The organism is Mycobacterium sp. NTMscope_MAC_269 (genome assembly GCF_976985695.1).
In genome coordinates this window covers 569,944-582,351 of sequence record NZ_OZ335668.1, presented here as the reverse complement: position 1 = coordinate 582,351, position 12,408 = coordinate 569,944, and the positions used below count along the sequence as shown (strand labels likewise).

The following is a 12,408-nucleotide window of genomic DNA, read 5'->3' as shown; positions in this document are numbered from 1 at the left end:
TATCGGCTGTAATTGACGGGTGGACGTCACCATCGTCGGCAGCGGACCCAACGGGTTGACCGCCGCCGTAATCTGTGCCCGGGCCGGCCTGAAAGTGCAGGTCGTCGAAGCTCAACCGACGTTTGGCGGGGGTGCGCGCACCGCGGTCGACCCGGATTCCGCGGGAGTCCTGCACGACATCTGCTCGGCGGTGCACCCGTTGGCGCTGGCCTCGCCGTTCTTCAAGGAGTTCGACCTGCCCGCGCGCGGGGTGCAATTGGTCGTGCCCGAGATTTCCTACGCCAACCCGCTGCCGGGCCGCCCGGCCGTCATCGCCTACCGCGACCTGGATCGCACCTGCGCCGAATTGGAGAAAGGCGCCTCCTTCCGACGCCTGCTCGGTCCGTTGGTCGAGCGCTCCGACGACGTGGTGGCCCTGCTGCTGGGCGACAAACGGTCGGTGCCGAACTCTGTGCCGTCGGCGCTGCGGCTCGGGCTGCGGATGCTCGCCCAGGGCACCCCCGCGTGGGGCTCGCTGGCCGGCGAAGACGCCCGCGCGCTGTTCACCGGCGTTGCCGCCCATATCATTTCGCGGATGCCGTCGTTGACGGCGGCCGGCGCCGGGATGATGCTGGCCACGCTCGCGCATTCGGTGGGCTGGCCGATTCCGGTGGGCGGCAGCCAGGCGATCACCGACGCGCTGATCGCCGACCTGCGCGCGCACGGCGGCGAGCTGACGGCGGGCACGGAAGTCACGTCGCCACCGAGCGGAGTCGTCGCCTTCGACACCGCCCCGACCGCGCTGCTGCGGATCTACGGCGACTCGCTGCCGACGCGTTACGCCAAAGCGTTGCGGCGCTACACGTTTGGGCCCGGGGTGGCCAAGGTCGACTTCGTGTTGAGCGACGAGATCCCGTGGGCGGACCCGCGGCTACGGCGTGCCCCCACCCTGCACCTCGGCGGCACCCGGGCGCAGATGGCCCGCGCCGAGGCCGACATCGCCGCGGGCCGGCACACCCCGTGGCCGATGGTGTTGGCCGCCTCCCCGCACATCGCCGACCCAGGCCGCATCGACTCGCAAGGATGCCGCCCGTTCTGGAGCTACGCGCACGTGCCCTCGGGGTCGACCGTCGACCCGACGGAAGCGGTGACCGCGGTGGTCGAGCGGTTCGCGCCCGGATTCCGCGACGTCGTGGTGGCGGCACGGGCGGTGCCCGCCGCGCGGTTGTGCGACCACAACGCCAACTATGTGGGCGGCGACATCGGGATGGGCGGCAATTCGGCGTGGCGGGCGATCGCGGGTCCGACCCCGCGGCTAAACCCCTGGCGCACACCGCTTCCCAAGGTGTACCTGTGTTCGGCGGCCACGCCACCGGGCGGCGGCGTGCACGGCATGGCCGGCTACTACGCCGCACGCACGCTGTTACGCCGCGAATTCGGGATCGGCATGCCTAAGCTGGCCCCGTGACCAAACTCGCGATCATCTACTACTCGGCCACCGGCCACGGCACCACGATGGCGCAGCGCGTCGCCGCAACGGCCGAGTCGGCCGGGGCCGACGTGCGCCTGCGCCACGTCGCCGAAACCCAGGACCCCGCCTCCTTCGCCCACAACCCGGCCTGGACGGCGAACTACGAGGCCACCAAGGACCTTCCGTCGGCAACCGGTGACGACATCGTCTGGGCCGACGCAGTGATCTTCGGTTCACCGACGCGGTTCGGCTCGGTGGCAGCGCAATTGCGCGCGTTCCTCGACTCGCTGGGCGGGCTGTGGGCCCAAGGCAAGCTGTCCGACAAGGTGTACGCGGGCTTCACGTCGTCGAACACCGTGCACGGCGGGCAGGAATCCACCCTGCTCTCGCTGTACATCACGCTGATGCATTTCGGCGGCATCATCGTGCCCCCGGGCTACACGGATCCGTGCAAGTTCGTCGACGGCAATCCGTACGGGGCCAGCCTGGTCACCACCCACGACAACATCCACGAGTTCGACGAGCCCACCGAGAAGGCCCTCGAACACCTCGCCCGCCGGGTGGTCGAGACGGCAGGCCGCCTGGGTTCCTAGCGCGAGCAGACGCAGAATCGCACGCCGAGGCACCGATTGGTGCGATTCTGCGTCTGCTCGGGGTGGATCGTGCTAGGCCGTCTCGGTGATCGGCCGGTCGACCCAGCTCATCAGGTCACGCAGCTTCTTGCCGGTGACCTCGATGGGGTGCTCGGCGTTCTCCTTGCGCAGCTGCTCGAGTTGCTTGTTGCCGCCCTCGACGTTGGCGACCAGCTTCTTGACGAAGTCGCCGTTCTGGATGTCGCGCAGGATCTCCCGCATGCGGTCCTTGGTGCCGGCGTCGATGACGCGCGGCCCCGACAGGTAGCCGCCGAACTCCGCGGTGTCCGACACCGAGTAGTTCATCCGGGCGATGCCGCCCTCATACATCAGGTCGACGATCAGCTTGAGCTCGTGCAGCACCTCGAAGTACGCCATCTCCGGCGGGTAGCCCGCCTCGACCATCACGTCGAAACCGGTCTTCACCAATTCCTCTGTGCCACCGCACAAGACGGCCTGCTCACCGAAGAGGTCGGTTTCGGTCTCGTCCTTGAAGGTGGTCTTGATGACGCCGGCGCGGGTGCCGCCGATGGCCTTCGCGTAGGACAGGGCGAGAGCCTCACCCTTGCCCGACGGGTCCTGGTCGACCGCGATCAGGCAGGGCACACCCTTGCCGTCGACGAACTGCCGGCGCACCAGGTGCCCGGGGCCCTTGGGCGCGACCATCGCGATGGTGACGTCGGCCGGCGGCTTGATCAGGTCGAAGTGGATGTTGAGGCCGTGACCGAAAAACAAAGCGTCACCGGGCTTCAGGTTGGGCTCGATGTCGTTTTTGAAGATGTCGGCCTGCGCGGTGTCGGGCGCCAGCAGCATGATCACGTCGGCCCACTTGGCGACCTCGGCTGGGGTGTCGACGTCCAGGCCCTGCTCGGCGACCTTGGCGCGCGACTTCGAACCCTCCTTCAGGCCCACCTTCACCTGCACGCCGGAGTCGCGCAGGCTCAGCGAGTGCGCGTGCCCTTGGCTGCCGTATCCGATCACCCCGACCTTGCGGCCCTGGATGATGGTCAGGTCCGCATCGTCGTCGTAGAACATTTCTAGTGCCACTGTTGAATATCTCCTTGTGTGTTACTTGGCCGTGCCGATTCCGCGCGGACCGCGGGACAACGACACCACTCCCGATTGGACGATTTCGCGAATACCGAATGGTTCCAGGATCCGCAGCAACGCCTCGATCTTGCCGCGGTCGCCCGTCGCCTCGATCGTCAGTGCCTCGGTGGAAACGTCAATCACCTTGGCGCGGAACAGGTTCACCGCCTCGATCACCTGACTGCGGGTGCCGGCGTCGGCGCGCACCTTGATCATCGCCAACTCCCGCGACACCGAGTTGTCGTCGTCCAGTTCGACAATCTTGATGACATTGATCAGCTTGTTGAGCTGCTTGGTGATCTGTTCGAGCGGGGTCTCCTCGGCGGAGACCACGATGGTCATCCGGGACATGTCCTTCTGCTCGGTCGCGCCGACCGCCAGTGATTCGATGTTGAAGCCGCGCCGCGAGAACAGCGCGGCAACGCGGGCGAGCACACCGGGTTTGTCCTCGACCAGCACCGAGAGAGTGTGTGTTTGCGGACTCATCAGGCGTGCCCTTCGCTCTCGTCGTCGAACAGCGGGCGGATCCCGCGGGCCGCTTGAATCTCGTCGTTGCTGGTGCCGGCGGCCACCATCGGCCACACCTGCGCGTCCGCGCCGACGATGAAGTCGATCACCACCGGGCGGTCGTTGATCGCCCGGGCCTGGGCGATGACGTCGGCGACGTCTTCCTCACGCTCGCAACGCAACCCGACACAGCCCAACGCCTCAGCCAGCTTCACGAAGTCCGGGATGCGGTGCGAATGCGTGGCCAGATCCGTTTGCGAGTAACGCTCTTGGTAGAACAGCGTCTGCCACTGGCGGACCATGCCCAGGTTGCCGTTGTTGATCAGCGCCACCTTGATCGGGACGCCTTCGATGGCGCAGGTGGCCAATTCCTGGTTGGTCATCTGGAAACAGCCGTCGCCGTCGATCGCCCACACCTCCGCGTCCGGGCGGGCCATCTTGGCGCCCATGGCGGCGGGAATGGCGAACCCCATGGTGCCCAGGCCGCCGGAGTTGAGCCAGGTGCGCGGGTTCTCATAGGAGATGAACTGGGCCGCCCACATCTGGTGCTGCCCGACCCCGGCGACGTACACGGCATCCGGGCCGGCGATCTGGCCCAGCTTCTCGATGACGTATTCCGGGCCCAGGCTGCCGTCGCTCTGCGGCCCGTAGCTCAGCGGATAGGTGGACCGAACCCCGTCCAGGTAGGTCCACCACTCGGTCATGTCGATCTTGCCGGGCACCCCGTCGTGGCGGAGCTGCTCGACCAGTTCGGCGATGACGGCTTTGGCGTCGCCGACGATCGGCACGTCGGCATGGCGGTTCTTGCCGATCTCGGCCGGGTCGATATCGGCGTGGATGACCTTGGCTTCGGGCGCGAACGTGTCCAGCTTCCCGGTCACCCGGTCGTCGAAGCGGGTGCCCAGCGCGATCAGCAGGTCGCTGCGTTGCAGGGCCGCCACCGCGGCGACGGTGCCGTGCATGCCGGGCATGCCCATGTGCTGACGGTGGCTGTCCGGGAACGCGCCGCGTGCCATCAGCGTGGTCACCACCGGGATGCCCGTCAGCTCGGCGAGCTCGCGCAGCTGCTCGGTCGCATCGCCCCGGATGACGCCGCCGCCCACGTACAGCACCGGTTTGCGGGCCGCCGCGATCAGCTTCGCGGCCTCCCGGATCTGGCGGTTGTGCGGCTTGACGGTCGGTTTGTATCCCGGCAGATCGATGCGCGGCGGCCAGCTGAAGGTGCACTGGCCCTGCAGCACGTCCTTGGGGATATCGACGAGCACCGCGCCGGGGCGCCCCGAGGAGGCGATGTGGAAGGCCTCGGCGAGCACCTGCGGGATCTCGTTACCGGAGCGGACCAGGAAGTTGTGCTTGGTGATCGGCATCGTGATGCCCGAGATGTCGGCTTCCTGGAAGGCGTCGGTGCCGATCAGCGTGCGCCCGACCTGGCCGGTGACGGCGACCACGGGAATCGAGTCCATCTGGGCGTCGGCCAGCGCGGTGACCAGGTTGGTGGCCCCGGGGCCCGACGTCGCCATGCAGACACCGACCTTGCCGGTGGCGTGCGCGTAGCCGCTGGCGGCGTGACCGGCGCCCTGCTCGTGGCGGACCAGCACGTGGCGCAGCTTCTTCGAGTCGAACAGTGGGTCATAGACCGGCAGCACCGCGCCGCCGGGGATGCCGAAGATGACTTCGACGTCGAGTTCCTCCAGCGAACGGATCACCGACTGCGCACCGGTAAGTTGCTCGGGCCCAATGCGTTTCGGCTTGCCGTTGGCAGACTTCGCGGCCGGCTTCACCGCGTCGGTGGCGATATCGGCGGCGCCCGGGGTGTCGGGGGCGGGTCGCCTGGTGGGAGCGCTCACTGTCGTTCAGTCCTTATTCACTCTGGGAATCTCGCGGGGGCAACAAAAAACCCCCGACAGCTCATCTGCTGCACGAGGGTTGCGCGTTGGTGCTGGATTGCTTCAAATGCTGAAGGGCAAGTCAGGCACCAACGCGCCTAATTACTACGAGCATCCCGGGCTTTCCGGCGGTATCCATAGCGCTCGACGGTAGTCTTCGCACAGCTCAGCAGTCAAATCCGTCACCGTCACCAGCCGGGTTTGGCGCGACGCCGCCGCGTGAGCGCTCGCGGAATCCTCCGGGCGCCCCGGGTGAAATGATGGTCGGGTGGCTACCGGTTCGTCTTCCCGCACACCGCTCGTGATCAAGGTGTCCCCCATCGCCCACCTGGCCGTCGGATTTCTGGCCTTGGGATTGCTGATCCCGGTGATGCTGTGGCCGCCGTCGGCGCCGCTGCTGATCATTCCGGTAGTGCTGTCGGCGATGATCATCCGGCTACGCACCGTTGCCGACGACGGCGGCGTCACCACCCGGACGCTGCTGGGCACCCAGACGGTGCGCTGGGACGACATCGACGGGCTGCGTTTCCACCGCGGCTCCTGGGCCCGCGCGCGCCTCAAGAGCGGCGGCGAGCTGCGCTTGCCAGCGGTCACCTTTGCGACGCTGCCGGACCTGACCGCGGCCAGCTCGGGACGGGTCCCCAACCCGTATCAGTGAAAGCGGGCCGGGTTCAGCCGATCGGGTTCACACCGTTGAGCGCCACCCACACCCCGATGCCGGCGGCGATGCCGACCAATAGTGCGACGAAGGACCCGATGAAGGGCCGATGGGCCCAGCCCCGGCGCGCATCGAGACCGTAGCGGCCGGGTCCGCACAGGATGACGGCGACGGCCATGGCGATCAGCGTGATCTGGTATTCGTGCCCCTCGGGCAGGAAGTACGAAAAGGTGTGCGTGTGCGGCCGCGCCGAGACGGTGGCCAACAGGCCGTTGATCAGGAAAGCGAGCGCGCCGGCGGCCGCCACTGGCGTGAACAGGCCCAGCACCAGCAGCACCCCGGCCACAATCTCGCCGCCGGCGCTCACGTAGGCGAGGATGTCGGCGTGCTGGTAGCCGACGTCGGACAGTGAGTTCCTGAACCCGGTCACTCCCGAGCCGCCCCACCAGCCGAAGAGCTTCTGCAGCCCGTGGGCGCCGAGCACCACGCCCAGCCCGACCCGCAACACCAGCAAACCCAGATGCTGGGTTCCGCGCCGGCCGACGTCATGCAACCGGTCGTCGTGCTCGTCGTCGTCGATGTCGGCGGAGTCCGGCGCCGCGTGCCGGGCGGCCGAATGCGGCTGCACATACGGCAGCGGCTCCTGCTGTTCGAGCAGGTTGTAACCCGCGGCCCCGGAGCCGGCCATCGCCGCGGCGGCGCCGTAGGGGATGACGGTGGTGGTTCCCGTGGACGGGTTGAAGTCGCCGGGGTAGCCGACTGGCGTCAGATCATCTTCGGGGTCGACCAGGCGCGCCGAGGCCGGGCGCCCCGGGGTCGACTCCGGGGATTCGCCGGGCCGCTGCCAATCTGCGTCATTCGGTTGACTGGTCACGGGTGTCAGGGTAAGGGCAGTTGGCCCCGAATTGGGGATTTGAGCGGCGCTTTCGCCAGGCAATCGGCGGTTTGGCCGCCAAAAACGCCCGGATGGATGAGAAATTGGCCCCCGGGGCCGTCCGGCGGGCCCGACAGGGACGATTGGGACGCCCGTCGGCGCAAGGCGGAAAGGGGAACCCGATCGAGGGTTCGACGACGGGCGAGCGGGACGTGTGTGGCGGCGACGCTGGCGGTGTCCGTAGCCTGACGGTCATGCGACTAGGGCGATCGGGGCGGTCGGTTCGGCGCGGGTTCGCCGCGCTGTGTGCCCTCGTGCTGGTGACGAGCGGATGCGCGCGCTTCAACGACGCGCAATCACAACCGTTCACCACCGCCCCGGAATTGAAGCCGCAGCCCAGCTCGACGCCTCCCCCGCCACCACCGCTGCCGCCCACCCCGTTCCCCAAGGCCTGCCCGGCTCCAGGGGTCATGCAGGGCTGCCTGGAGAGCACCAGCGGCCTGATCATGGGGCCCGACAGCAAAACCGCGCTGGTCGCCGAGCGCACCACCGGCGCGGTCAAGGAGATCTCGGTCAGCGCCGAGCCGAAGGTGAAGATGGTGATCCCCGTCGACCCTTCCGGGGACGGCGGCTTGATGGACATCGTGCTGTCGCCCACCTACACCCAAGACCGCCTGATGTACGCCTACGTCAGCACGCCGACCGACAACCGGGTCATCCGGATTGCCGACGGCGACATCCCGAAGGACATCCTGACCGGAATCCCCAAGGGCGCCACCGGCAACACCGGGGCGTTGATCTTCACCAGCCCCACCACACTGGTGGTGCTGACCGGGGACGCGGGTAACCCGGCGATGGCCGCCGACCCCAATTCGCTGGCCGGCAAGGTGTTGCGCATCGAGCAGCCGACCACCGTCGGTCAGGCGCCACCCACCACGGCGCTGTCCGGTGTGGGTTCGGGTGGCGGCTTGTGCATCGATCCGGTCGACGGCTCGTTGTATGTCGCCGACCGCACCCCGACCGCAGATCGGTTGCAGCGCATCACCAAAACGTCGGACGTCTCCACGGTGTGGACCTGGCCGGACAAACCCGGTGCGGCCGGCTGCGCGGCAATGGACGGGACCGTGTTGGTCAACCTGATCAACACCAAGCTGACGGTGGCAGTCCGGCTCGCCCCGGCCACGGGCGCGGTCACCGGTGAACCCGACGTCGTCCGCAAAGACACCCACGCGCACGCGTGGGCGCTGCGCATGTCACCCGATGGAAACGTCTGGGGCGCAACAGTAAACAAGACGGCGGGCGACGCCGAGAAGCTGGACGACGTGGTGTTCCCGCTCTTCCCGCAGGGCGGCGGCTTCCCGCGCAACAACGACGACAAGACCTAGCGCGGCTAGCCCTGTCCGCAGGCCGCCAGGACCAGTTCGCGTACCCGGGCGGCGTCGGCCTGGCCGCGGGTGGCCTTCATCACCGCCCCGACGATCGCGCCCGCCGCGGCCACCTTGCCGCCCCGAATCTTTTCCGCCACATCGGGATTGGCGGCCAGCGCTTCGTCGACGGCGGCCTGGGTGACCGAGTCGTCACGCACCAGAGCCAGGCCGCGGGCGGTCATGACCGCCTCGGGCTCGCCCTCCCCGGCCAGCACACCCTCGACGACCTGGCGGGCCAGCTTGGTGGACAGCTTGCCCTCATCGACCAAGGCCACCACCGCAGCGACCTGGGCGGGCGTGATGGCCAGCTCATCGAGTGCGACGTTGGCTTCGTTGGCCTTTTGCATCAAGAAGTTTCCCCACCAGGCGCGCGCCTGGTCGCTGGACGCGCCGTGGTCGATGGTGGCAGTGACCAATTCGATCGCGCCGGCGTTGACCAAATCGCGCATCACCTCGTCGGAGATTCCCCACTCTTGCTGAATGCGCTTGCGGCTCAACCACGGTAGCTCGGGGATGGTCTGCCGCAGCTGGTCGACCAGCTCGCGGCTGGGGGCCACGGGTTCCAGGTCGGGTTCAGGGAAGTAGCGGTAGTCTTCGGCGGTTTCCTTGGTGCGGCCGGGGCTGGTGTAGCCCGCCTCGTGAAAGTGCCGGGTTTCCTGGGTGATCTGGCCGCCGGAGGCCAAAATAGCGGCCTGGCGCTGCATTTCGTAACGCACGGCCACCTCGACGCTTTTCAGGGAGTTGACGTTCTTGGTTTCGGTGCGGGTACCGAACTCGGCCTGACCGGTCGGCTTGAGCGACACGTTGGCATCACAGCGCATGGAACCCTGGTCCATGCGGACATCGGATACGCCCAAGGCGCGCAACAGGTCTCGAAGTGCGGTGACATAGGCCCGGGCGATCTGGGGGGCCCGGTCCCCGACCCCGACGATGGGCTTGGTGACTATCTCGATCAGTGGCACCCCGGCGCGGTTGTAGTCGATCAGCGACGTCGTCGCGCCGTGAATGCGGCCGGTGGCGCTGCCGATGTGGGTGAGCTTGCCGGTGTCTTCCTCCATGTGTGCGCGCTCGATCTCCACCCGCCAGGTGGTGCCGTCTTCCAGCGGAGCGTCGAGGTAGCCGTTGATGGCAATGGGCTCGTCGTACTGCGAAATCTGGTAGTTCTTCGGCTGGTCCGGGTAGAAGTAGTTCTTCCGGGCGAAGCGGCACCACGGCACGATCTCGCAATTGAGCGCCAGCCCGATCCGGACGGCCGACTCCACCGCGGTCTGATTGAGGACCGGCAGCGAGCCGGGCAGCCCCAGGCACACCGGGCACACCTGGGTGTTGGGCTCGGCGCCGAATGCGGTGGTGCAGCCGCAGAACATCTTGGTGACGGTGGACAGCTCGACGTGCACCTCGAGGCCGAGTACCGGATCGAAACGCGCGATGACGTCGTCGTACTCCATCAGGTCGGCGCTGGCGGCAACACTCATGCGCTCGATCCTAGTGGTGATCGCGAGCGCGGCGGAGCCGGGCGAAGCGGGTCACCACCACCCGACACCGTGGTGATCGCGAGCGCGGCGGAGCCGGGCGAAGCGGGTCACCACCATCCGACACAGTGGTGATCGCGAGCGCGGCGGAGCCGGGCGAAGCGGGTCACCACCGACGAACTAGTGGTGGGCGCTGTCTCCTCCCCTGCCCGGGAACATCCCGGCCAGCACGGCGGCCATCTCGAGGTAGCTGCGCCGGCTCTCCTTGCTCATGCGGTCCAGCGCGATCTTCCTGCCCTCGTGCACGTGCCGGTCGAACGGCAGCACCACCGTGGCGGCCACGCGCGCGGACAGTCGGTCGAGTTCCGTGACGGCCACACTGTCCACCTTGGCCGGCTCGACATGGTTGACCGCGAGCACGGTCGACGCCATCAATCGTTGATACCCGTTGTGGCACAGCCACTCCAGCGTCGTCTGGGTCTTGCGTATCGCATCGATGGACGTGCTCGTGACCACCACGAGGGCCCGCGACTCCGGCAGAACAGCCTCCATCACAGTGGAATTGAGCGCTTTGACGCAATCGACCAGTACCACCGAATACTGATTTCTCAGCATCGAGAAGGCCCGCAGCACGTCGCGGCGCTCCAGGCGCCAGTCGGTGTGCGCGTAGTCCGGCAATCCGAGCACTTCCAGCCCGAAACCGTTCATGTAGGTCAGCGCACGGATGTCCTCGTAGTGTGTCGCCGGGCCGCCGTGGAGGAGGTCGGCGATGCTGTGCGGATTGCGACGCCCATGGCGTTCCGCCAGATCCCCCGCGTCGATGTCAAGGGCGAGCACCCGGTCGTTGCGCACCGCGGCGAAGGTCGACCCGAGGGACTCCACCACTGCGGTCTTACCGACCCCACCTTTGAGGTTGAGGACGGCGATCGGGAAGGCACCGCCCACGATCGCGCGGATGCGATCCCGCAGTTCGTTTTCATAGGCGGCGTTTTTGCCAGGACCGAGATCGATCCCGGTGACGCGGTGGACCAGCCCGCGCCAGTTGAGCCTGGCGTCGGTCTCGGGCTGGTCGAAACGGTCCAGCGCCGTCTCACCCAGCACCGATCCGGGCCGAGGGGCTGGCGGCCGACGGGCGGGACGGTGGGGCTGGGGCACCGTGGTGTCTGACCCGCCGCCACGCCATTGGGGCGGGTGCGGGCTGTGGTGTGGCGGGCCCGGCGGCCCCGCCGATCCCCCGGGTTGCTGAACGGCTCCGCGAATCGCGCCACGGTTGTCCATACCCCGGTATAGCCGCTATGGACGGGTCCGGAAACCACCAAGATGCGACGAACGGGTTGTTTGCCCGGCGGGCCTAACCGAAGAACGCCGCGGCGTCGTCGTAGCGGCTGTCGGGCACCAGCTTGAGCTGGCGCACCGCATCGGCCAGCGGCACCCGGCCGATGTCCTGGCCGCGCAGCGACACCATCTGGCCGTACTCGCCGGCATGCGCCGCATCCGCGGCGTTCACGCCGAAGCGGGTGGCCAGCACCCGGTCGTAGGCCGTGGGCGTGCCGCCGCGCTGAACGTGGCCGAGCACGGTCACCCGGACGTCCTTGTTGATGCGCTTTTCCACCTCGGCGCCCAGCTGCGCGGCCACACCCGTGAATTTCTCATGGCCGAATTCATCAATCCCGCCTTCCCGCAACGAAATCGAGCCGGGAATGGGTTTGGCGCCCTCGGCGACCACGCAGATGAAGTGCGAATCTCCGCGCTGGAAGCGACGTTTGACCAGGCGGCAGACTTCTTCGACATCGAAGGGCTGCTCGGGGATCAGCGTCATGTGGGCGCCGGAGGCCAGGCCCGCGTTCAGCGCGATCCAGCCCGCATGCCGGCCCATCACCTCCACCAGCATGACGCGCTGGTGGGACTCGGCGGTGCTGTGCAATCGGTCGATAGCCTCGGTCGCGACGGTCAAGGCGGTGTCATGGCCGAAAGTCACGTCGGTGCAATCGATGTCGTTGTCGATGGTCTTCGGCACGCCGACCACGGGGACGTTTTCCTCCGAGAGCCAGTGCGCGGCCGTCAGGGTGCCTTCCCCGCCGATCGGGATGAGGACATCGATCCCGTTGTCGTCGAGGGTCTGCTTGACCTGGTTGAGCCCGGCCCGCAGCTTGTCGGGGTTCACGCGGGCGGTGCCCAGCATCGTCCCGCCCTTGGCCAGCAGGCGGTCGTTGCGGTCGTCGTTCTGTAGTTGGACGCGCCGGTTCTCCAGCAACCCGCGCCACCCGTCCTGGAATCCGACGACCGACGAGCCGTACCGGGAGTCGCACGTACGCACCACCGCCCGGATGACGGCGTTGAGCCCGGGGCAGTCGCCGCCTCCGGTGAGCACTCCGATCCGCATACGTCCTATCTTGCCGGGCGGCGGGCTACT

General features: G+C 67.8%; 11 protein-coding genes. 4 read left to right on the top strand and 7 right to left on the bottom strand.

Annotated elements, in window-relative coordinates; genetic code table 11:
* Positions 1 to 19 precede the first annotated feature (19 nt).
* Together ACZ50Z_RS02865 and wrbA are read left to right on the top strand one after the other, a co-directional pair.
* Positions 20 to 1,447, top strand: coding sequence for a phytoene desaturase family protein (locus tag ACZ50Z_RS02865; protein ID WP_464482184.1), 1,428 nt, complete (start codon positions 20 to 22; stop codon positions 1,445 to 1,447).
* Positions 1,444 to 2,043 carry an NAD(P)H:quinone oxidoreductase gene (wrbA, locus tag ACZ50Z_RS02860; protein ID WP_464482183.1) on the top strand — a complete coding sequence of 200 codons (600 nt, stop codon included), beginning with the start codon at positions 1,444 to 1,446 and terminating at the stop codon, positions 2,041 to 2,043. The genes ACZ50Z_RS02865 and wrbA overlap by 4 nt, the downstream gene beginning before the upstream one ends.
* A gap of 72 nt (positions 2,044 to 2,115) precedes the next feature.
* On the opposite strand, the gene ilvC is transcribed toward wrbA, so the two are convergent.
* Genes ilvC through ACZ50Z_RS02845 form a run of 3 tightly spaced genes read right to left on the bottom strand, consistent with a single transcriptional unit; the run spans position 2,116 to position 5,459 of the window.
* Complete coding sequence (gene ilvC, locus ACZ50Z_RS02855) at positions 2,116 to 3,117, bottom strand: ketol-acid reductoisomerase (protein WP_464486067.1); 1,002 nt, start codon at positions 3,115 to 3,117, stop codon at positions 2,116 to 2,118.
* Positions 3,118 to 3,150: 33 nt separating this feature from the next.
* A complete protein-coding gene (ilvN, locus tag ACZ50Z_RS02850) occupies positions 3,151 to 3,657 on the bottom strand; it encodes an acetolactate synthase small subunit (protein WP_008259035.1) in 507 nt (168 codons plus the stop codon).
* The gene (locus ACZ50Z_RS02845; RefSeq protein WP_464486066.1) at positions 3,657 to 5,459 is read right to left on the bottom strand and encodes an acetolactate synthase large subunit; all 1,803 of its coding nucleotides are present in this window, start codon (positions 5,457 to 5,459) and stop codon (positions 3,657 to 3,659) included. Before ACZ50Z_RS02845 ends, ilvN begins: the two co-directional genes overlap by 1 nt.
* 406 nt (positions 5,460 to 5,865) lie before the next feature.
* On the opposite strand from ACZ50Z_RS02845, the gene ACZ50Z_RS02840 reads away from it, so the two are divergent.
* Positions 5,866 to 6,222: a PH domain-containing protein gene (locus ACZ50Z_RS02840; protein WP_464486065.1), complete on the top strand. Its 357-nt coding sequence runs from the start codon at positions 5,866 to 5,868 to the stop codon at positions 6,220 to 6,222.
* Between the two features lie 13 nt (positions 6,223 to 6,235).
* On the opposite strand, the gene ACZ50Z_RS02835 is transcribed toward ACZ50Z_RS02840, so the two are convergent.
* Positions 6,236 to 7,096 (bottom strand): DoxX family protein, encoded by an 861-nt coding sequence (locus tag ACZ50Z_RS02835; RefSeq protein ID WP_464482182.1) that lies wholly within the window; start codon positions 7,094 to 7,096, stop codon positions 6,236 to 6,238.
* Positions 7,097 to 7,350: 254 nt separating this feature from the next.
* On the opposite strand from ACZ50Z_RS02835, the gene ACZ50Z_RS02830 reads away from it, so the two are divergent.
* Positions 7,351 to 8,481: a PQQ-dependent sugar dehydrogenase gene (locus tag ACZ50Z_RS02830; RefSeq protein WP_464482181.1), complete on the top strand. Its 1,131-nt coding sequence runs from the start codon at positions 7,351 to 7,353 to the stop codon at positions 8,479 to 8,481.
* A gap of 5 nt (positions 8,482 to 8,486) precedes the next feature.
* Here the strand turns inward: ACZ50Z_RS02830 and gatB are convergent, their stop codons facing one another.
* The 3 genes from gatB to ACZ50Z_RS02815 form a co-directional block, all read right to left on the bottom strand.
* Complete coding sequence (gatB, locus tag ACZ50Z_RS02825) at positions 8,487 to 9,998, bottom strand: Asp-tRNA(Asn)/Glu-tRNA(Gln) amidotransferase subunit GatB (protein ID WP_464482180.1); 1,512 nt, start codon at positions 9,996 to 9,998, stop codon at positions 8,487 to 8,489.
* Positions 9,999 to 10,175: 177 nt separating this feature from the next.
* The gene (locus tag ACZ50Z_RS02820; RefSeq protein ID WP_464482179.1) at positions 10,176 to 11,096 is read right to left on the bottom strand and encodes a MinD/ParA family ATP-binding protein; all 921 of its coding nucleotides are present in this window, start codon (positions 11,094 to 11,096) and stop codon (positions 10,176 to 10,178) included.
* 250 nt (positions 11,097 to 11,346) lie between these two features.
* Positions 11,347 to 12,378, bottom strand: a complete 1,032-nt coding sequence (locus ACZ50Z_RS02815; protein WP_464482178.1) for an ATP-dependent 6-phosphofructokinase — start codon at positions 12,376 to 12,378, stop codon at positions 11,347 to 11,349.
* Between the last annotated feature and the right edge of the window lie 30 nt (positions 12,379 to 12,408).

Bases quoted from the DNA above. Each gene is read 5' to 3' on its own strand.
- ilvC (WP_464486067.1), bottom strand. From the start codon at position 3,117: ATGTTCTACGACGACGATGCGGACCTGACCATCATCCAGGGCCGCAAG.
- ilvN (WP_008259035.1), bottom strand. From the start codon at position 3,657: ATGAGTCCGCAAACACACACTCTCTCGGTGCTGGTCGAGGACAAACCC.
- ACZ50Z_RS02830 (WP_464482181.1), top strand. From the start codon at position 7,351: ATGCGACTAGGGCGATCGGGGCGGTCGGTTCGGCGCGGGTTCGCCGCG.
- gatB (WP_464482180.1), bottom strand. From the start codon at position 9,998: ATGAGTGTTGCCGCCAGCGCCGACCTGATGGAGTACGACGACGTCATC.
- ACZ50Z_RS02815 (WP_464482178.1), bottom strand. From the start codon at position 12,378: ATGCGGATCGGAGTGCTCACCGGAGGCGGCGACTGCCCCGGGCTCAAC.